Here is a 20,074-nt window from a genome sequence, read left to right as displayed (position 1 = left end):
AATTCGTAGGATTACAGGGACGCAACTACTGTTATGTACGAAATCGTTTCGGATCGATATTATACTTTGCAACCCGCAGCCCCATGATCCGCTCGCTCGTGCCGAGGATCTTCGCCGCCTGGGTCATATTCCCCCGGACCGTTTTCAGGGCGTCCATGATCAGGTCCCTCTCAAGACGGTCCATTTCGCCCTGCAGGGTACCGTAGGAAATCGTTCCCGAATAGGACGACGTCTGTAATGTGGGCGGCAGGTGATAGCCGTAAATGACTCCCTCGTTCGAGAGAAGGACGGCCCGTTCGATACAGTTTTCCAGTTCCCGCACGTTTCCCGGCCAGTGATAGCAGGTCAGCATATCGATGGCATGGGTGCAGATCCTCTGGATTCTCTTGTTGTTCATCTTCGCGTATCGTTCGATAAAAAAGTCGGCAAGGAGAAGGATATCCGACTTGCGCTCCCTCAGCGGCGGCACATAGACCGGGAACACGTTCAACCGGTAGTACAGGTCTTCCCTGAAGTCCCCCTTTTCCATCAGTTCTTCCAGGCTTCTGTTCGTGGCGGCTATAACGCGCACGTCGACCTTCGTCGTTTCAGTGGCACCGACCCGCTCAAATTCCCGCTCCTGGAGAACGCGCAGGAGGCGTATCTGCACCATGGGCGGCAGGTCCCCGATCTCGTCCAGGAAAATGGTGCCCCCGCTCGCCAGCTCGAACCTGCCTTTTCGCGTGTAGGTGGCTCCGGTGAAGGCACCCTTTTCATGGCCGAAGAGCTCGCTCTCCAGGACCGTCTCGGGAAGCGCCGCGCAGTTCACCTTCACCAGAGGCTTATTGGCACGCAGGCTGTTATAATGGATCGCGTTGGCGACCAGTTCCTTTCCCGTGCCGCTCTCGCCCCTGATGAGCACGGTGGCGTTGCTCTTTGAAACCTGAGCGACTAGTTGATAGACCTCCCGCATGCTCTTCGATTTTCCGATGATGTTGGCGGGATGAAATTTTTCCTTCAGTTCCGTCTGGAGGCGCAGATTTTCCTGGATCAGCATCTCCCGCTCTTCCTGCGTTTCCTGCCTGATACGGACCGCCTGGGCGATCATGGAGGCGATGATGGCCAGAAGCCGCACGTCCTCCTTCAGAGAGATCGATTCATCGAAGAGCCGGTCGGCGCTGAGCGTTCCGATCACCTCCGTCCCGATCTTAATGGGCACGCAGATGTAGGATATGTCATTCTTGTTCAGGTTCTTTCGCGAACCGGTACGGTCGAGGAAAAGGGGCTCGTCAGAAATATGGGGGACGATTGCCGGCTGGCCCGTCTCGACCACCCTGCCGATGACACCTTCACCCAGTTGGTACCGCCCCCGTTTTCTCTGAACCTCCGAAAGGCCGTGGGCCGCCTCGATATACATTTCCCCCGTCTTCCGGTTCAGGAGCGCCAGCATTCCCCGGGTCATGCCCATCCCTTCCGCCAGGGCGTTGAGGACGGGACCGACCACTTCCCGTATGTCCATGCTCCGGCCGAGGGTCTGGCTGACCTCGTAAAGCAGGGAAAGCTCCCTGACCTCCCGGTTCTCTCTTTTTCCATCACCTGCCGCAACTGTCATTTGTATCCGTCCCTTTCCTGCTCCCCGAACCGTCGCACACCTTCAGGGGGTACGCGGGGCTTACCGGGGTTCTGTAAAAAACAGCCACACAATATTACATTATTGTCATTTAATGCAAGACAAAATACGCGGCCGTAGGATAATTATCCGGCACAACAGAGAATAATTAAAGTTATTTCTACATATATTTTATGTAGTTAACAACAATACCCCCAAACTGGCATGATATTTGATGGATACCGAGCCGTAGGATTTAACCAAGGAGGTAACAGCATGAGTTCAGGTGATACCGCATGGGTAATGCTCTGTGCCGCGCTGGTGTTCATCATGACGCCCGGTGTAGCCCTTTTCTACGGGGGTCTCGCGCGGAGAAAAAACATTCTTTCCATTCTGATGCAGTGCTTTTTTATCATGTGCCTGGTGAGCCTGCAGTGGGTGCTTCTCGGATATTCACTGGCCTTTTCGCCGGACCTCGGCCACGGCATTATCGGCGGGCTCGATTGGGTCGGCCTGAATAACGTGGGAATGGAACCGAACGCCGATTACGCCGCTTCGATCCCCCATCTGTCATTCATGATCTTTCAGGCCATGTTCGCCATTATCACACCGGCCCTTATCGTGGGAGCATTTGCCGAGCGCATGAAGTTCTCGGCCTTCGTCGTGCTGATGCTCCTGTGGACCACCTTCGTCTATGATCCCATCGCCCACTGGGTCTGGGGTACGGGCGGCTGGCTGCGGGACATGGGCGCCCTCGATTTCGCCGGCGGCATTGTCGTTCACGTCAGCTCCGGCGCATCGGCACTGTTGATGGCGATCCTGATCGGCCGTCGCGTCGGGTACGAGAACCAGTCCTACAAGCCCCATAATCTTCCCCTGACCGTGCTCGGCGGCGCGCTCCTCTGGTTCGGGTGGTTCGGATTCAACGCGGGAAGCGCCCTTGAAGCGGGAGGGGTCGCCGCAAACGCCTTCGTCACGACCAATACGGCGACGGCGGCTGCCGGGCTGACCTGGGCTCTCATAGAATGGCAACGTCACGGCGCGCCCACCGTGCTGGGTATCGTCACGGGCGCCCTTACCGGGCTTGTAGCGATCACACCGGCCTGCGGTTTCGTCAGCCCGCTGTCATCCGTCATCATCGGCCTTCTGGCGGGGGTGTTCTGTTACATGGCGGTTACCGCCTTAAAGCCGAAATTCGGCTATGACGATGCTCTCGATGTCTTCGGTGTTCATGGTGTCGGAGGGATCTGGGGAACCATCGCGACGGGCATATTCGCGAATACGGCCGTCAACGCAGCCGGGGCCGACGGGCTGCTTTTCGGCAATGTCAAGCTTTTCCTGGTCCAGGGAGTGTACCTTCTGACCTGTGTCACCTTCGCCCTTGTCATGACGTGGATCCTCTTCAAGTTCGTCGATGCCCTCTTCGGCGTGCGGGTTGAAAAAGAGGATGAACTCATGGGTCTCGATCTTACGCAACACCGCGAATCGGCATATACCGTACTGGAATAGGAGGAATAGAATGAAATACATCATCGCCATCATCCAACCGCACAAGTTTGAGGAAGTCAAAAAGGAACTGGAGAACGTTGAAGTGCACCTGATCACGGTTTCAAACGTGCTGGGACGGGGACGCCAGAAGGGATTCTCGGAAGTCTACCGGGGCGTCGAGGAGATCGGGCTTCTGAAAAAGATAAAGCTCGAGATCGCCGTCAACGAGGATTTTCTCGAACCGACCGTCGCGGCGATCACAAAGGGCGCTCACACGGGACATCCCGGCGACGGGAAGATCTTCGTCTGCGACCTCCACGAAGTGGTCAGGATCGGCACGGGTGAGCGTGGCGGAAAGGCGATCGGATAGGAGGTCCGGCATGGGTTCAAAAGAGTTGAAGAAGGTCGCGAAAGAAAAGAACCTGGAGTTCATCGATCTCAAGTTCACCGACATTCCGGGATTATGGCAGCACATAACGATCCCCATCGACGACCTGGAGGAAAGTCTGTTCATAGAAGGAATCGGGTTCGACGGCTCAAGCATCAGGGGATTTCAGCCGATCAACGAAAGCGATATGCTGATAAAACCAGACTCCCAGACGGCGTTCATCGATCCCTTTACGGCTGATCCGACGCTCAGCATGATCTGCAATGTTTCGGACCCCCTCACCCACGTGCCCTACTCGAGGGACCCCCGGAATATCGCCCGCAAGGCCGAGCGCTATCTTTCCTCCTGCGGCATCGCCGACCAGGCCTTTTTCGGCCCCGAACCGGAATTCTATGTCTTTGACGATGTCCGGTTCGACCAGACGCAGCATTCCGGGTTCTATGCCATCGATTCACGTGAAGGATTCTGGAACACCGGAAGGGACGAGGGTCCGAACCTGGGATATAAACCCCGGTACAAAGAAGGCTATTTCCCCGTTCCACCCACGGACAGCCTGCATAACCTCCGGGCCAGGATGTCAAAGGTCATGAACGATGTGGGCATCCCTGTTCTCCTCCACCACCACGAAGTGGCAACGGCCGGCCAGTGCGAGATCGGTGTCAAGGTCAACACGCTGGTCAATACCTGCGACGTCCTCATGAAATACAAGTATGTCGTCAAGAACGTGGCCCGGGCTCACGGCAAAACGGTGACCTTCATGCCCAAACCGATCTTCATGGACAACGGCTCGGGCATGCACGTTCATCAGAGTCTCTGGAGGGCCGGAAGGAACCTCTTTGCCGATCCCGGGGGATACGGCGGCCTGAGCCGCATGGCGATCAATTATATCGGCGGCCTGCTTCATCATGCGCCGTCGCTTCTGGCGCTCACATCGCCCACGACGAATTCATACCGTCGTCTCGTCCCGGGGTACGAGGCTCCAATCAATCTCGTCTATTCACAGAGGAACCGCAGCGCCTGCGTCCGGATACCCATGTACTCCCAGAGCGAAAAGGCGAAACGGATCGAGTTCCGTCCCCCCGATTGTTCCTGCAATCCCTACCTGGCCCTGGCCGCCATGCTCATGGCGGGACTGGATGGAATCGAGAACGGCATCGAACCCCCTCCGCCCATTGAAACGGACATCTTTGAACTGGCGCCGGAAGAGAAGAAACATTTGAAATCCACACCGGGGTCATTGTCGGAAGCGCTCGACAACCTGGAACGGGACCACGACTACCTGCTCAAGGGCGATGTTTTCACGAAGGACATCATCGGCATGTGGATCGAATATAAACGGAAACGGGAGGAGGACCAGATCCGCCTCCGTCCCCATCCGTACGAATTTGCACTGTATTACGACATATAAGGAGGTTATGACCATGCAGATGGGAATTATCGGTATGTTTCTCGGCGCGGTGGTGCTCATGATCCTCGTCATCTATATCAAGGCGAATATGAAGATCTGCGCCCCCAATGAAGTGATGATATTCTCAGGAAGGCGCTTCAAGGCCGGTGATGGCGGCGCCGGATATCGGGTTATCCGCGGCGGCAGGGCTTTGAGAATTCCGCTCATCGAGACGGTACACACCCTCTCATTGAACACGATGCCGATCGAAATGAACGTCACGGGGGCCCTGACGCGGGGGACCATTCCGGTGAACGTGAAGGCGATGGCGAACGCAAAGATAGCGGGGTCCATGAAGGAAGGCCTGGGAAACGCCATTGAACGGTTCCTCGGCAGAAACCCGGGTTCCATCGGAACCACGGCACGGGAGATCCTTGAGGGGACCCTTCGCGGCATCCTGGCGATGATGGAACCGGAAGAAGCGAATGCTTCGCGGATCGAACTGGCGCGGCGGGTCGCCGCGGAGGCACGCGAGGACATGGAACGGATGGGTCTGCTTCTTGACACGCTCAAGATCCAGGACATCACCGACGACAAGGGATATCTGGAGGCGATCGCCCGGAAGAAGAACGCCGAAGTTCACCGTGATGCCAGGATCGTTGAGGCCCAATCGAATGCCGAAGCAAGCCGGAAGGAATCGGAAGGACGGCGGATCGCCGAGATTGCCGAGATCGAATCACGGCGAGCCGTGGTGGAATCCGAAATGGACTTCCGGGTCCAGCAGGCCCGGTGGGCGGCGGACACGAACCGGGAGGAGGAAAAGGCACGGCTGGCCGGGGAGATATCACGCATGGAGGAAATGACGGTCCTTGAAGGGGAGAAGGTCAACGTTCACCGCCTGAAATACGCCGCAGAGGTCGTTGTGCCCGCCGAAGCCGAGGAACAGGCCATGAAGATGAAGGCTGCCGGAGAGGCGGCTGCCACGCTTGAAGAAGGAAGGGCCAAGGCCGAAGCGATCCGCCTTCTCAGGGAGCAATGGGAGAAGGATGACGGCAAGGACCTCTTCATGATACAGCTTCTTCCCGAAATCGTGGACAAGGTGACCGATGTGATCGGGAAGAATCTCTCCATAGAGCGGCTGACCGTGGTGGACGGCGGAAACAACGGGGGAGGTGTTCCCCATCTCGTGGGAAGCCTGGCGGGCTCGGTACATAGCTTCTTCGAGGAGATCAGGACCCTGACGGGGCTTGACTTGGCACGCATCATCGACGAACGAAGCACCGGCAGCGACAGGAAAAAAGAGGTCTCTCTCCTGTAGGAACCATGGCGCGCGACCCTCCCAGGGTTCGCGCGCCGCACCTTCTTTTTACGAGGTCCCATCATCCTCGGCAGTTCGAGGCCTTTATGATACAGGCCCCGGCACCCGATGTGAACCGGAGGCCAGCAATGAGAATCAGGGCAAGACGGTCCTGATGAAGCAGCCGTCCCCTTCGTCATTTCCACTCCGCACACGGAGCTTCGTTGAAACCATGTTGTCGTCGGCATTCCCCTCGCCCGGTCTTGATCGGACAACGGCATATAATGTGTGTGTTCCCGCCTTGCCGTGCGTCGAGTAGGGAACCTGCACCTGACAGGATCTGCCACCGAACAGGAAGGGGACCAGTTCAATGTCAAAGAGTGTTCCCCCTGACGCGGGGTGCCCGTCATAGAACAACACCAGCGCACGACCCGTTCCATGATCCTCTTCCTCCGCCTTGATCATGAAGGTCACCATCACGGTATCACCCTGGGTGACATTGTCGTCGGAAAGCGCGAGAGGCTCAAGGGCGACAACACCCAGCTCTTTCGATGCCGTCATATCGTCGGCACTGACCACGGCAAGGGGGATACCGAAATACCCTTCATTATTACTGTATTTTTCGCCCAGGTTGTGCCCCGTCACTTCTTTCACGGTATCACCGGGATCGACGATAACCCATAACCGATAATATTTCCCGGCCTTCCCGCTCGTATCAAAGGTTACCTCCGCGAACTTCCAATTCGGTATATCCTGAGGGTTCTGAAAGGCGGGAAGTTCCGCTATCGTATCCTTGTCGATCGTGAAGCGTTGTCCCCAGTTCCTGTTGTCGTCGCTCGCCTGCGCCTCGAAGGCAACTGTCACCTGGTCGGCATCGACGAAGCTGTAATTGTATACCCGTGCCCTGAGCGTGACCAGGTCTCCCTCCTTCACCATGTAACCGATCTCACTTCCTGTATTGTCAAACAGAAAGAGTCCCTTCATCATCTGCAGGTTGTAGCTGCCCTCATTATATTCCCAGGTGACGCCGCCGTCCTTTGATACCCAGCGATAGGGAAGATTGAGGGCCGGATCGGCATTGTCTCCGTAGCCGGAAATATCCGTCCACCACTGCGCGGCCGCCGTGGAAACGGGATCCACGGTGTATCCCACTTTCAGCGCTCCCGTCGGTTCTTTCACCGTGGTCCCGTCTTCCGTGACGTCATGGACGCCCGTGGAAAATATGAGGGGGGTGAATTCGTAGGAACAGGAATCATCCATGTCCGGTTTGGTAATGGTGATGCCCTTTGATTCAGTGCACTCCGTTTCCGATGTGGTCAGCTGCGACCACGTCCGATCATAACTTTCCTTGACCGTAATGGACGTCTTCATATCGACCACCTTTACCGAGCCGGTAATGGAGGAATCCTGCTCGAATTTATGTTCCGTTGACACTTCCTCTTCCTGCTCCTCCGCCTTCGTCCATTCTATGTGAAATTCCGCCTGTCCCCCGCCAACGGCAAAGGTCTCCAGGCCGGTCAGGATCTCGCCCCGCGCAAGGTCTCCGATCTGTTCCTTTTCCCAGGGATAGGAAAAAATATTCCCATTCTCGTGAACCGGCTGATACCATTCCACGGTCCTCCCCTCAAGGTTGCCCTTTGTTTCATCCGAGGGAAGGCTTATCTGAATGTACAGCTGGCCCTTGTTGCCGGTTTTCTGATTTACGATGAGCTTGTCCGCATCTTCCACCATGAAATATGCTGCGGTACCGTCGGTGATTTTCCATCCACCGTCAATCGTTGAAAGAACGGCGTCGGGAGAGAGCGGGTGTCCCGCATCGGTGAACGCCGTCTTCAGTTCCCCGGGAATTATGCCCTGCTCCAGTTCGTATTTCATCTCGTCGCTCAGGTCCATGCCGAAAAGTGACGCCATGGTATCCACATAATGACCCAGGACGGGGTATCGCCAGACATGGACATTCATGATCTTGGCCACCAGGAAATCGTCGCTCGATGCCCGCAATCCCACCCCCATTTCTGTCTTGGTGTAGTTCTTGTTCATTTCTTCCTTGTGCTGGTCGTACTCATAACCCGCGGTGTTTTCCAGCTTGACGCCGACGCTGCCGATCAGGGGCATTTCAAAGTCATCCTCTATGTCCACGCTTACTTTTACCCCGAGACTCCAGGAGCTGGTGGCCGTATTCGACGTAGTGATCACCGTTTCGTTCTCGTCCTTGAGCACTGTCGAGAAGTAATCGTCAGGTGGAAACCATGTGCGGCTGACATTGTACTCCCTCAGATCTCCTTTGGGGTCCTTGATATAATCGATGTGTTTCGGCGGTTCCGTGATGATGGCAGAGGGCTGGTGGTGCTCCTCCGCGACCCAGTGCACGGGCTCTCCCAGATAGAGGCTGTCGCCGTCGAAATCGCCGCTGGCCAGGGTTATCCGCCTGCCCCCCGCCAGAACCAGGCTGCTGTCCTTGCCTTTTGCGGTCAGGATGTCCAGGGTTTTGCTCGGCTGGTATATCCGTACAACACCCTTGTTGTTGTCACCCTGCCAGACCGCCGCTATTTCGTTCCTGAAATCCAGAGTTCCATCGAAATTCCCGACTGCCAGATTCATGTACTGATTGCCGTAAACGGACACTTCGCTGTAACCCTTGCCGGATATGGCGTATTCCTCGCTGATGTCGAACATCTTGATGTATGATTCCGCCACACCGTTCCAGAGCCCCGCCGACCAGCACAGAACGGCCTCATCCGTTCCGTCGCTGTCAAGGTCGCCCACGGCCATGTGAATTCCCGTCGTGTCAACATCCACCCAGGCCCACTGAACGGCATGTCCTTTTTCCACAAGATTGAGATCGGCATCGACGGTGAATACTTTCATGGCTATCTGTTCATCGGAAGCCCCTTCATCGGTCAACTCCAGAGCGGCAGCAATGATATCGTCCCCCGGCTCCCCGTCGAAATCGCCCACGGCAATGGTCTTGGTCTGGCTGTGTCTGTCAATCGCCAGCAACGACACGACAGACCGGCTCTGATAAGTAATGGAAAAATCTGCCGCTACGTCGTAAAGCCGCACCGCGACATAATACCAGGGAACATATCCCGGGCAGTCATCGCCACAGACAACGGCTATTTCAGCCGTTCCGTCATCGTCCGCATCGAGAGCGGCCGTATCGAAATCCTTCACGAGGCCGTCACGAAATTCGAACGTTGTATCCAAAAAATGTGTTTTTTTCTCAAATCCCGATCCCGTGCCATCAATGACGAGGAGATTGAGATAATCACCTCCCCCCTGAAAGCCCACCAGGAGTTCATCCGTTCCGTCACCGTCGAAATCGGCGGCGTCACAGGTCACGTGTTTGTCTCCCGTGGCCGTGATCCCGGACCATGAGGCAGGCCCGAAGTGGCTTCCCGTAGCCGGGTCCCACCCTTCCACAACAATGGAGCCATCGGTCGCAAGAAAAACGACGAAATACTCTTCGTTGCTGGTTGTATGCATTTTGCCCGTAGCAACGGCCACGTCGTCGGAGGCATCCATTGCTTCAGTCTCCGTCGTGTGGGCGGGACCGAGGGCAAGATCTGTATCGGGATAATACGCATTGTTTGAAAAAAAGCCGTCTGATGTGAAGGTGACAACGATCTCATCGTCCGGCAGGCGGCGATCACCCGCCAGCGGTTCCTGTGAAGCCGACTGCCCGGCGACCGCCTGTGCCGGCTGAAGACAGAGTATACCGCACAGGCAGAGGCAAAAAAGACAAATCACAGGCACAACCTCGACATGTTCAGCCATTCTTTTCATAAAAACGACCTCCTTTTCTAATGGATCACAAAACGTACTTATTTTACGATGCTGATCGCTTGATGCGGCAATGTTATATCTGACAGACGTGGGAAAAGCGGGCGAGGTCATCTTCCTGGCCGAGAGCGATCAGCTTGTCCATTTTTTCAATGGGGTAGGATGCCTCCGGGTTGAATATCATCTTTCCCGATTCCTTTTTGATGGCAACGACGATGATGCCGTATTCATGGCGAAGCGCTGATTCAGCGAGGGTCTTGCCCACTATCGGCGACTCTTCACAGACCGTCAGTTCCTCCATGCGCAGCTCCAGGCTCTGCCGGCTCGTGGTCAGCTCGATGAAGTCGAGTATATCAGGTTTCAGTATGGCCAGGGCCATTCTCATGCCGCCTTCCTTGTAAGGTGACATGACCCGGTCGGCGCCGATCTTTGTTAATCGATGCTCGGACGCTTCATCTTCGGCCCGGGAGAGAACGAACACGGAGGGATTGATCTCCTTAGCGGCGAGGATCACGTAAAGATTATGAGCGTCGGTGGGAAGCGCGCAGACAACGCTCGCGGCCCGCTCGACTCCCGCATCCAACAGGGTCTTGTCTTCCGTCGCACTACCCAGGATATGGAGGTACCCGTCTTTGATGATCTCCTGGACCACGGCGGCGTCGTTCTCGATGACGACGAAATCGACCGCCTCGCGGGCGAGTTCCCTGCAGATAAGCCGGCCGATCTTCCCATACCCGCAGATAATATGATGATGGGACAATTTCTTTAGCTGGCGTTCCATCTTTCCCCTCCCAAGAACCTGCTCCAGGCGGCCTTCCAGAAAATATTCCATCGCCAGGGCAAACGTATAGGCCATGGCCCCCACGCCGGTAACGATCAGAAAGACGGCGAAGAGCCGTCCCTCTATGGTGACCGGATAGAAATCGCCGTACCCCACCGTTCCCAGGGTAACAATAGTGGCATAAAAAGACTCAAGGATCGGCCATCCCTCGAGCAAATGATACCCGATCGTTCCGGCGACAATGATCAGGAGGAGCAGAACAAAGGCATATCTGATTTTCCGGGTCTGTGTCACAGGTCTGTCCTTGTGAACCCGGCGGCGTCCGGCGGTCTGACCGCCCGGGTAACGGCCGTCATAGCCGCCGTCAGTCTCCCGCCTCGACCCCTGCAAGTTCAAGGGCGATCTCACTGACCTCCATGGCCGGTGCCGGGAAAACCAGCATGAAAGGAATGCTCTCGCCGGCGGGGATGTTCCTGTTCGAGTGCGTGCTTCCTTCGGGACGCATCAGTTCACCGAACGTTTCTTCGCGGGTGAGGTTGGTCAGTTCATCTTCGCTGAGAATATTCCCGCAGTAGCTGTGCTCTTCCGCCAGTACAGCCCCGTCCCGGTCGAGCAGTTTCCCCCGCACGCTGATCTCCGAAACGAGACCGCTGTTGTTGTTCTGTGCCGATCCCTCGACGACCAGGATGGTACCGATGATCCAGTTTTGAACATACCGCTCCCTGATGTCGGTAAAATCGATGTTCACCAGGGCATCCGCTACGGAAGCGGTCCCTTTCTGAGGCATCAAAAGCGATGAGAGGTATGAAGGAAGCCGGACACGGCTCAGAACATCCTCCCGCAGATCGGGAAGAAGCCACAGGGAAACACCACCCATCAGTACGAGGACCAGCAGAACACCGGCGATCAGGCTGAGTACGAAGCCGACCCTCCTTCCGGATCTTTGATCGCGCCTGAAAACCACCGGTTGAGCGACTTTTTCTTCAGCCACCGGCACAACGGTTTCGGGATGCATCTCCTCTGTTTCATCGACAACGGACCCGCCGGAGTCATCACCGATACCGACTTCCTCGAGCAACCGCGCCAGGTCCTCAATATCTTCCGAGCCGGCATGGATATTATTTTCGCTCAACTCGGCCCGGATGTCGTCGAGAGAGATCTCCTCCACCGCCGGCGTGGGAGGCTCAAGAAAGAAAACACGCCCGCACCGGCTGCACCGCACCCATACACCTTCACCGGTGATCAGCTTTTCATCGAAGCGATAGGTTGTTTTGCAGTCAGGACACTCAACGATCACGCGCACCCCCCTCAAAATGACCGCCTTCAGCGGCCGTTACAGGTCTTCAATAACACAGATATCCGGAAGATACCGGTATTGCTCATCAAAATCAAGTCCATAGCCGACGATGAATCCATCATCCATGACAAAACCGACGTAATCGGCCGGGGCAGGCATCTTCCGTCTGCCCCGTTTATCGATCAAAGTGCATATCTCTACTGAAGCGGGGCCCTGGGCCTCGATCCGCTCCCGCAGAGAGGAAAGGGTCAATCCGGAATCAATGATATCCTCCACAATAATGACGTGCCTGCCCGCAAGAGGAAGCTCGATATCCTTCGTCACCGTCACGGTCCCGGAACTTTCTGAACCGCACCCGTAACTGGCCAGCCTGACGAAATCGATCGCGTGAGGGACTCGCACGTGTCTTACCAGATCGGCGAGAAACATGAAGGCACCCTTGAGAACGCAGATGAACACGATCTCATCACCCTCGTGGCGCCGGGAGATCTCTTCGCCGAGTGATTCGACCCTCTCTAGAATTTCTTCCCTTGAATAGAGTATCCGTCTTCTCTGTTCCTTCACTCGGCCCTCCTGCTCGCCCAAACCTAACGGAAACGGCCAAACCTGTCAATACGGATGAAGCCTGTCGGGCACCGCATATGGACTTTTTACGAAGTCGTCAGCAATTTACGCCTTCAGTGCAACGGCTTCGTAAAAAGCTCCAGAGGCAAGGCGCGCGAATCCTGAGGAATGAGGCGTACTTTTCCGTACGTCGCAGTGACGAAGGATAAAGCGCAACGCCGCATATGGACTTTTTACGAAGTCGTCAGCAGTTCTCACGGTAGCACCCGACAAACTCATCAATATTCGCCTGTATCAGCGCCTCGGCATCCCTGATCTCACGGACGGAGTCAAAACATGATGTCAGGCTGAGAAATATCTTATCGAAACGCGAACGGACGCAACCCATTCCCTCATAATCGATATGACTGATCATGTATTGCGAACCGTCGAAATAGTATTTGCCGAACCGGTTTGTCTCGGGGGAACGGAAGGGCCAGGAGATCTTCATGGAAAAGAAGCGGTGTGCGATATCCTTCAGAGGCCCTTCCCGCAACATTTCCGAACGGGGGACGGCGCCGAGTTCGTCACTGATGAACCGGAAGTATTCCTTGACAAGATCGATGTCGGTAACGCACAGGCCGTACAGATACCAGTCGTCGATGACATTGATGACCGATCGTTTTTCCTCAGCCGTGAGAAAATGATAACTCGGGCAGAAATGACCGTCGCAGAGCTCACGCCCGTAAAATGACACATCCCGCAGGTCCACGCCCTCGTTCTGCATGGGATGGAGCAGACACCCGACTCTTCGCTCTTCCTCGTCGAGAAACCCGAGGTACTCACAACAGTAAATGACCTCGTAGAGCTTATCCGACGGTTCCACTTCCCTGACGGCCCGTGAAAAGCCCGCCAGGTCGTCAGCCCCGCGAACAGTTGCGTGGAACAGGGATGTCCGGTGTCGCAGCTTTTTCAGAAGCGTTTCCCGGCTGCTGTCCGCATAGTTGTACAGACCGCAGCAGGCTCCGCAGGACTTGCCGGCACCGGGTTGGCAGAGATGGATGAATGATCGTTCTTTCACGGTCAGTTCCTGTCGGTCGGTAAATCAGTCTTCTATAGTGAAGGAGGCGTCAAAAGGCAAGAACTATCACGGCAGTGCCGGCACACCTGCAAAGCAGTGAAAAAGTCTTGACATTTTTGAAGAAAGGCAGATAAAGCTTTTTTTTATCTTACGACGAGGGACATAAAAAATGCTCGTACTTGAGAATTTACAGGTAAAAATGGGTGACCGGGAACTCCTCAGGAATATCAACCTCGAGATTCGTCCGGGACAGACCCACATCCTTTTCGGACCGAACGGATCGGGGAAGACATCCCTTCTCATGGCCATTATGGGATACCCCCAGTATCAGGTCACTTCGGGGAAAATTTACTTCAAGGACAAGGACATCACTTACCTGCCCGTCAATGAACGCGCCCGCATGGGCATCGGTATGTCCTACCAGCGGCCGCCCAGCATCCAGGGACTCAAGACCAAACAGATGGTAAGCATCTGCAGCGGCGATCACGTCGATGTCGAGGCCCTGGCCAACCAGATGAACTTTGCCCAGTTTCTCGACCGGGACATCAATGTAGGCTTTTCGGGCGGGGAGATCAAGCGCTCAGAACTGCTGCAGCTCATGGCACAGGACCCGGAGCTCCTCCTGTTCGACGAACCGGAGTCGGGTGTCGACCTGGAAAACATAGCCCTGATCGGCCAGACGATCAGCCGGTTGCTTCAGAGAGATATCCATCCGCGGCCGGGAGAATCAAAAAAGGACGCGATCAAGGAACGGACGAAAATGGGGCTGATCATCACTCATACGGGGTTCATACTGGACTATGTCACCGCCGACAAGGGACAGGTGCTCTTCAACGGGGTCCTGGCCTGCAAGAGCAACCCCACGGCGATCTTCAAGCAAATAAAGGATGAAGGATACGAGCAATGTGTGCGATGCGTGATCTAGATAAAAAGGCCGCTGCGGCCCGGGACAAACAGGCAGCCATCGGCCCCGATATAGATATAGATTCCTTCACGGAAGAATCCCCCCGGCACGAAACCGTGAAACGGGCGGCTGACATCCCCGAGGAAGACCGGGAACAGTTGCTCATGGCCGGTATCGATACCAGCGAGCAGGAAAAATCCGGCACCTATATCCAGAAGGATTCCGTTGCCATTTACTCATTCTCACACGAAGAAGGGCTGGAGGTCATACCCATCCGGGACGCCCTGGAACACCTCCCGTGGATACGGGATTACTATGGAAAGCTGGTGCCCGTCGATCTGGACAAGTACACTTCCCGTGCCCATACGGACCTCCAGGACGGCTATGTGATCCGCGCATTGCCGGGGAAGGCCATATCATTCCCCGTCCAGGCATGCCTCTATTTCCACAAGGACGGATCCGTTCAGAACGTACACAACATCGTCATCGCCGAAGAGGGCTCCGAAGTTCACGTCATTTCAGGGTGCGCGGCGGCGGCACATGTCAGCCGGGGGCTGCACATCGGCATCTCGGAATTTTACGTCAAGAAGAACGCGAAGCTGAGTTTCACCATGATACATCACTGGGCCGACAACATGATCGTACGGCCCCGCTCGGTCACCTGCGTCGAAGAAGGCGGCCTTTTCCTGAGCAACTATGTCAGCATGAAACCAATCCAGTCGATCCAGGCATACCCGACGACCCGCCTCGAGGGCAAGGGATCCGTGGCTCGCTTTTACAGCCTTCTTGTGGGAGCACCCGGGTCCGAGATCGACATCGGCGGCAGGGTACTGCTCAGAGCGGAGGATACCCGGGCGGAGATCGTTTCCCGTGCCATCACCAACGGCGGCACCATCATCGCCCGGGGCGACATCGTGGGTGAGGTACCCGGGGTGCGGGGACATCTCGAATGTCACGGCCTCATTCTCAACGGCGGCCTGATGCACGCCATTCCGGAGCTGAAGGGCATGGTGGACGGCGTTGAAATGTCCCACGAAGCAGCGGTGGGCAAGATCGCCCAGGATGAGATCCTCTACCTCATGTCGAGGGGTCTGACGGAGGAAGAAGCAACGGCGACGATCGTCAGGGGTTTTCTCAGTGTCGACATACCCGGCCTGCCTCCGCGATTGAAGGCCGAAATAGACCGCGCCGTGGAACTCAGTCAGCAGGAAATGATGTAGCAATAGTATTGTGCGATATCCAAACAGCAAGTTCGGATATCGCACATATCGTGCTATAACCTTACAAATAAACCGACCGCATTCATTAAACACAGGAACAACGTTCGATATTCGCACTTTTCTGAAAAGAGCCTCTCGGGCCGAGCGATCCCACATCGGGTGTAGTTGAATCGTCACAAGCATAACCATTCGTTTTTCCGAACTAATTCAGAACATGCTCCCTTACCTGATGCCTTCAGCATCCCTGGCATTTTTCTTGCGAACAAAAAACGGATTTATGTAACACGGGCCTTCAGAAGCACCACATGGATTCCATTCGAAACCGACCCTGTGCGCCCCGAACGGGGACATACGGCCCCATTACAAACACCGCCCACAGATCTTTTATATGAGGAGAAGGAACATGAGTACGTACAGCTATAACGAGGATGCCCTCAGGAACCTCAAGATCGAGGACACCTCGATACTGGATCGTCTGGTGGATTTCGAATCCGCACGGGCAGCCCACCTGAAAAAGGAACGCGGCAAAATCGACAAAAGAATGGATCTGAAAGAAGCGATCGCCACCTTCGTGGATGACGGTGACGTTCTTTCCGATGCCGGATTTGCCTATGTCCGCACTTCCCACCAGGCGTATTTCGAGATAATGCGTCAGGGCAAAAAGGACCTGCAGGTCATCGGTGCACCCAACACGAATCAGAGTTACATGATCAATTACGGTACCGTCCGCTACTCTCACAATTCCTATATAGGCGCCGAGATGCGCGGGACCGACCGTAATTATTCCCGGCAGTTGAAGAACGGCAAGGTGGGCATTTTATCGGAATGGAGCCACGGCGGCGTGGCACTGGCCCTCAAGGCCGCCCAGCTGGGAGCCCCGGGCCTGTTCAGCAAGCAGATGCTCGGCTCGGACATCATCAAATACAATCCTTATGTAAAAGTCATGCAGAACCCCCTGCGGGATGACCCCGACCCGGTGGCCTTTATTCCCGCCATATACCCGGATATCACCATCATTCATGCTCACGCGGCCGACAAATACGGTAACGCCTTTATTTACGGGCCCGTGGTGAATGACACCGCCCTGGCGATCGCCACGAGAAAACTGATCATTACGGCGGAAGAGATCATCCCTGAAAGCTCCTTTCGACACAACGGAAGGAAGGGCGTCGTCATCCCCTTCTTTTACGCCGACGCCGTTGTGGAGCTTCCTTTCGGCGCCGTCCCGGGCAACATGCCGGGATATTACTACTGGTCGCGCCAGTGGTGGGAAAAGACCATGCGCCTGGCCAGTCCCGACGAAGAACGATTCATTGATCATTTCAACTACTGGGTCATGGAGTCAAAGGATCAATTTGATTTCGTCGAAAAACTCGGCGGCGCGAAGTGGATCGCCGAAGCGCGGCGCCAGACCAAATCTGCCGAAGGGGACAACGAGGACATCGATTTCTCATATAAGGAATATAACATCAATGATGACCCGGGCATCTATTATTAATCACCCGGGGACAGAGGAGGAGATAGGACATGAAACAGCAGGGACCAGCAAATCTTCTTGAAATGCTTACATATATCATAGCTGTACAGATCCGGGACCATTCGATCGTCTATGTCGGCACGGGACTTCCCATGGTGGCCGCAATCCTGGCGCGCAAAACCCACGCGCCGAACATCACGCTCGTGTATGAATCGGGAGGACAGGACCCCATACCGGGAGATATGCCCTGGTCGGTGGGCTGCCCGCTGACCTGGCGGAAATCACCGGTTCTGATGGAAATGGCCTATTCTTTCGGACAGAGCTTCAACGGGTACGTTGACATGGCGTTTCTCGGGTTCGCCCAGATCGACATGTACGGCAATGTCAACACCCATCAGATCGGGAAGGACCTTTTGAACCCCACCGTCCGCCTGACCGGTTCCGGGGGGAACAACGACCTTTCTTCGCTGACGGAGAACATGGTCCTCGTCGGCCTGCAGACACCGGAACGATTCCCCGAACGGGTCGACTTCATCACGTCCGTGGGACATCTCGACGGTGGAAACAGCAGGCGGGAGGCGGGTCTTCCCGGGAACGGCCCCATAGCCGTCCTGAGCCAGTGGGGCGTCTACGATTTTGAACCGGCATCAAAGCGCATGCGCGTCAAATCGCTGACACCGGGCGTCAATTTCGACATCGCGCAGCAATCGACGGGCTTCGAACTCCTGCGGCCCGAAGGCGAGATCCCCGCTTCGCCCATGATACCTGACGACATCCTGAACATCCTGAGATCGGAAGTGGACCCGCGGGGTGTTTTCACTACCATGCCCAGCTAAGGGGACCTTCATCGGAGCCGCATAGGGCGTATCCGATTCTTTGCTCTTTAACAGACGAACCTGAGTTGCACACCGATCCGGGGAGCCCGGGCGCCGAACAGCGGTGTCACCCCCAGACCTTCTGAACCCATCCGACAGCAGATCCATTGTGATAAAAAACAAGAAAGAAGGGAGGTTTTCCATGGAGTACGCTGAAACGTCTATCGCTGGAATATTTCACAACAGGGCGGAAAAATACCGACACGAAGCCTGTCTTCGCTGCAAGGAACAGGGAACATACAGCGATATCAGTTGGGATGAAATGCAAAAGAGGGTCGTCGATCTCGGATGCGGTCTGATTACCCTGGGGGTCCGGCCGGGTGATATCGTCTCGATCTTTTCGGAGAACTGCTGGCAGTGGCTGGTGGCTGACCTGGCCATCCTGTCGATCGCGGCGGCCGACGCGCCGATATACGCGACGAACTCCGGAGGAGAGGCCGCCTACATCATCAGGGACTCGGGGTCAAAGATCGTCCTCGTTTCCGACCGGGATCACCTCGAGCGGGTCCTGAGCGTCAGGAACAAAATGGATGGGCTCACAAAGATCATCACCTTCGACCCCATTGCCACCGATGACGCGGACATTCTGTCCCTCGATGAGGTAATGAAACAGGGGGCCGCGGCAGGCAACAGGGAGGAATTTGAGAATCGTCTCAGGTCCATCAGGGGTGATAAGCTGGCAACACTGATCTACACCTCGGGAACAACGGGCGACCCGAAAGGCGTCATGCTGACCCATGATAATTTCGTCGCCAACATCAAGCAGAGTTTCGGCACCCATCCCATGATCGGGCATCATGACACGGCCCTGTCATTTCTCCCCTGGAGCCATTCGCTGGGCAGGACCATCAGTGTTTATCTGATGATCCATATCGGCGCCGTCAATTATCTCGCCGAGAGCTTTCAGACCATACTGGAGGACATGACAGCGGCCCGGCCGACCCTGGTGGTGAGCGTGCCGCGCCTCTTTGAAAAGATCCATTCGGGGATCCTCTCCAAACTGGAAAACGCTCCGCCGTCGAAAAAGAAGCTTTTCGGCTGGGCGACGTCGGTCGCCGACAGGGCGGTCGATTACCGGGTGCAGCACTCGGCGATGCCGCTGGGATTGAAGATACAGTATGGTATTGCGGAAAAGGTCATATTCTCGAAACTGCGGTCCGCCCTCGGCATGGATCGGATTAATATCTTTATCAGCGGCGGCGGCGCTCTCGCCCCCGAGATAGACCGATTCTTCAACGGGATCGGCATCAACGTGCATAACGGATACGGCCTGACGGAAACGTCACCGGTCACGAACGTGAACACCTTCGACGTGTTCCAGTTCGGGTCCGTCGGCCCCGTCCTTCCCGACACGAAAGTCCGGATCGCCGACGACGGCGAGATCCTCATCAAGGGCCCCCAGGTCATGAAAGGCTACTTCAACAAGCCCGACGCGACGGCGTCCGCCTTTACCGATGACGGATGGTTCATGAGCGGGGACATCGGGTTCATCGACGACACGGGATGCCTGCACATCACGGACCGGAAGAAGGACCTGATCGTAACGGCCGGCGGAAAGAACATCTCCCCCCAGAATATCGAGAACACGCTCACCCAGGACCTTTTTATCGAGCAGGCCGTCACCATCGGTGAGGGCAAAAAGTATCTCAGCGCCCTTATCGTTCCCAGCTTCGCCGAGCTGTCATCCTACGCGAAGAACAAGGGCATATCATTTGCCGACAATGAAGAACTGATAAAGAATCCCGAAATAGTCGCGTTCTACGACGGCAGGATCAAGGAACTCATGAAGGATTACGCGCGGGTCGAGCAACTGCGGAAATTCACTCTGCTCCCCAATGAATTCACTATCGAAACAGGAGAGCTCACACCCACACTGAAGCTGAAGCGGAAGGTCATCAATTCAAAATTCTCCCGGGTAATCGACGGCATGTACGAAGGTTGAAACACCCGCACGTACGAAAAAAA

At 55.8% G+C, this 20,074-nt stretch carries 15 protein-coding genes; 9 read left to right on the top strand and 6 right to left on the bottom strand.

The window, feature by feature from the left end; translation table 11 throughout:
- Positions 1-31: 31 nt before the first annotated feature.
- Positions 32-1,591: a nif-specific transcriptional activator NifA gene (gene nifA / locus JXO48_02825; GenBank protein ID MBN2282803.1), complete on the bottom strand. Its 1,560-nt coding sequence runs from the start codon at positions 1,589-1,591 to the stop codon at positions 32-34.
- A gap of 273 nt (positions 1,592-1,864) precedes the next feature.
- Here nifA and JXO48_02820 point away from each other — a divergent pair, with 273 nt between their 5' ends.
- Genes JXO48_02820 through JXO48_02805 form a run of 4 tightly spaced genes read left to right on the top strand, consistent with a single transcriptional unit; the run spans position 1,865 to position 6,169 of the window.
- Positions 1,865-3,097, top strand: a complete 1,233-nt coding sequence (locus tag JXO48_02820; GenBank protein MBN2282802.1) for an ammonium transporter — start codon at positions 1,865-1,867, stop codon at positions 3,095-3,097.
- 10 nt (positions 3,098-3,107) lie between these two features.
- Positions 3,108-3,446 (top strand): P-II family nitrogen regulator, encoded by a 339-nt coding sequence (locus JXO48_02815; protein MBN2282801.1) that lies wholly within the window; start codon positions 3,108-3,110, stop codon positions 3,444-3,446.
- Positions 3,447-3,456: 10 nt separating this feature from the next.
- Positions 3,457-4,872, top strand: coding sequence for a type I glutamate--ammonia ligase (gene glnA, locus JXO48_02810; GenBank protein ID MBN2282800.1), 1,416 nt, complete (start codon positions 3,457-3,459; stop codon positions 4,870-4,872).
- Between the two features lie 13 nt (positions 4,873-4,885).
- The gene (locus JXO48_02805) at positions 4,886-6,169 is read left to right on the top strand and encodes a hypothetical protein (GenBank protein MBN2282799.1); all 1,284 of its coding nucleotides are present in this window, start codon (positions 4,886-4,888) and stop codon (positions 6,167-6,169) included.
- A 135-nt stretch (positions 6,170-6,304) separates the two neighbouring features.
- Here JXO48_02805 and JXO48_02800 read toward each other — a convergent pair whose 3' ends face one another.
- From JXO48_02800 to JXO48_02780, 5 genes are all read right to left on the bottom strand, one after another.
- Positions 6,305-9,934, bottom strand: a complete 3,630-nt coding sequence (locus JXO48_02800) for a hypothetical protein (GenBank protein MBN2282798.1) — start codon at positions 9,932-9,934, stop codon at positions 6,305-6,307.
- Between the two features lie 73 nt (positions 9,935-10,007).
- Positions 10,008-11,108, bottom strand: a complete 1,101-nt coding sequence (locus JXO48_02795; protein ID MBN2282797.1) for a potassium channel protein — start codon at positions 11,106-11,108, stop codon at positions 10,008-10,010.
- Entirely contained in the window at positions 11,077-12,009 is a 933-nt protein-coding gene (locus JXO48_02790) for a zinc-ribbon domain-containing protein (protein MBN2282796.1), read from the bottom strand. Before JXO48_02790 ends, JXO48_02795 begins: the two co-directional genes overlap by 32 nt.
- A gap of 36 nt (positions 12,010-12,045) precedes the next feature.
- Positions 12,046-12,573, bottom strand: a complete 528-nt coding sequence (hpt, locus tag JXO48_02785; protein ID MBN2282795.1) for a hypoxanthine phosphoribosyltransferase — start codon at positions 12,571-12,573, stop codon at positions 12,046-12,048.
- A gap of 244 nt (positions 12,574-12,817) precedes the next feature.
- Positions 12,818-13,633 carry a hypothetical protein gene (locus JXO48_02780; protein ID MBN2282794.1) on the bottom strand — a complete coding sequence of 272 codons (816 nt, stop codon included), beginning with the start codon at positions 13,631-13,633 and terminating at the stop codon, positions 12,818-12,820.
- A gap of 169 nt (positions 13,634-13,802) precedes the next feature.
- On the opposite strand from JXO48_02780, the gene JXO48_02775 reads away from it, so the two are divergent.
- From JXO48_02775 to JXO48_02755, 5 genes are all read left to right on the top strand, one after another.
- On the top strand, positions 13,803-14,558 hold the full coding sequence (locus JXO48_02775) for an ABC transporter ATP-binding protein (GenBank protein MBN2282793.1): 756 nt from the start codon (positions 13,803-13,805) through the stop codon (positions 14,556-14,558).
- Positions 14,537-15,757, top strand: a complete 1,221-nt coding sequence (locus JXO48_02770) for a SufD family Fe-S cluster assembly protein (protein MBN2282792.1) — start codon at positions 14,537-14,539, stop codon at positions 15,755-15,757. Before JXO48_02775 ends, JXO48_02770 begins: the two co-directional genes overlap by 22 nt.
- 403 nt (positions 15,758-16,160) lie before the next feature.
- Positions 16,161-17,255 carry a CoA transferase subunit A gene (locus JXO48_02765; GenBank protein ID MBN2282791.1) on the top strand — a complete coding sequence of 365 codons (1,095 nt, stop codon included), beginning with the start codon at positions 16,161-16,163 and terminating at the stop codon, positions 17,253-17,255.
- A 29-nt stretch (positions 17,256-17,284) separates the two neighbouring features.
- On the top strand, positions 17,285-18,070 hold the full coding sequence (locus JXO48_02760) for a 3-oxoacid CoA-transferase (protein MBN2282790.1): 786 nt from the start codon (positions 17,285-17,287) through the stop codon (positions 18,068-18,070).
- Positions 18,071-18,251: 181 nt separating this feature from the next.
- Complete coding sequence (locus JXO48_02755) at positions 18,252-20,051, top strand: long-chain fatty acid--CoA ligase (protein MBN2282789.1); 1,800 nt, start codon at positions 18,252-18,254, stop codon at positions 20,049-20,051.
- Positions 20,052-20,074: the final 23 nt, after the last annotated feature.

It is taken from the genome of Deltaproteobacteria bacterium (assembly GCA_016933965.1).
In the GTDB taxonomy this organism is placed as follows: Bacteria; Desulfobacterota; Syntrophia; order Syntrophales; family UBA2210; genus JAFGTS01.
The sequence above is the reverse complement of the archived record's forward strand: the minus strand, read 5'-3'. Positions and strand labels throughout refer to the sequence as shown.